Below are 1,449 nucleotides of genomic sequence, written 5' to 3' on the forward strand. Positions count from 1 at the left end.
GGTCTGTGCCCTTTTGTTTATAGATTCCAGTACTCCGTGCTTTCTTTGAGATCCTACGAATAAGCCAACATTCAATATTATACGAATAGTAAATCGTTAAATTCTGTTTATAGAAAGTAATTTATTAAAAAGTCAGTTATGCTGCTAGTAGTGTTAAGGGTTGAACTTTTTCAGGACAATAGGGTTCATTATTTCGGGCTATTCCTACTAATATTCTTGCTAATTTACCAATCAGTTTCATGATAGATTTCATTTTTTTCATCTTTTTCACTTTGACATTGTGGGCATGAAGTGCTTTAAACTCGGGATTGTTTGCTACTAGACTCATTGTCGCTAAGAACAAGTAGCGCCTTAGTCGAGATCTTCCACGCTTAGAGATGACTATCTGTCCTTTCCATTTACCCGAACTTGCCTCTGCTAAGTTCATACCTGCATGACGTAAGAGTGAATTACCGTGAGCGAATTTACTTAAATCGCCAGCTTCTCCTAAAATACCTCCTAGCGTAATTTCAGTAATTCCTTTAATGCCAAGTATTTTGTTGGTGAAAGTAATTTTTCCAAGTACATCAGTTGTTTCTTCTTCTACTTTTTCAAGTTGGGTTGTGGCGAGATCAAATTCTTCAAGTAATTGTTCTAAATGTAGTTTATACGCGTCAAGCGCTTGGGTGTTACCTACAGAACTTTTAGCTAATTGGATTAATGTTTGTGCTTTTTTAAAACCAGGTTGACGTATCATCAGTGTCTTCCAACCTTTAACGATATCCTGGGCTTCCATCGAACGTAATTCCACTGGTGTAGGGAATAAACGAAGGGTTGCGATGGCACCTTTCCCTTTTACATCTTTAAATACTTGTCGAAGTTCAGGGAATATAATATCCACCCAACGATTTATTTGGTTAATGGAACTGACAAGCCGTTTAACGATAAAGTCACGGTTAGACATTAGAACCCTTAGTTTTTCAAATGCCTCTGAGGTTGGATGTATAAAAGAATAATATCCATTTTTAACCATATCAGCGATGACGAGAGCATCTTTCTTATCACTTTTGGATTGCGTATTATCTCGATTTTCCTTATTCTTTTTAACATGATGAGGATTAACCGTTACGACATCAATACGCTGATCATATAGCCATTTGGATAAGTTTAACCAATAATGTCCAGTAGGTTCCATTCCAACAATTTCGGTACGATAATCTTTTAAATCCTTTAATTCATTCATCCATACTTGGAATTTATCGAAGCCAATCTCATCATTTTCAAAAGTGAGAGGATCACCAATCACTATGCCTCTGTAATTTACAGCACGAGCCACATGGAATTGTTGTGCAATATCCACTCCAACGACAAGATGTTGATCTGATATTCTTTCTATTAGTTGATTTTGTTTGTCTTGCATTTTATACTTCATATAGAGCTTCCTCCTAAGGTGATTTGTTTGTGTGTAAA

Annotated in this window: 1 protein-coding gene; it reads right to left on the bottom strand. The window is 36.2% G+C overall.

The annotated features are described in order from the left end of the window. Positions 1–136: 136 nt before the first annotated feature. Positions 137–1,411: an IS110 family transposase gene (locus tag ACFOUV_RS18565; protein WP_379498258.1), complete on the bottom strand. Its 1,275-nt coding sequence runs from the start codon at positions 1,409–1,411 to the stop codon at positions 137–139. Between the last annotated feature and the right edge of the window lie 38 nt (positions 1,412–1,449).

Source organism: Oceanobacillus longus (genome assembly GCF_042650085.1).
Lineage (GTDB): Bacteria > Bacillota > Bacilli > Bacillales > Amphibacillaceae > Oceanobacillus > Oceanobacillus longus.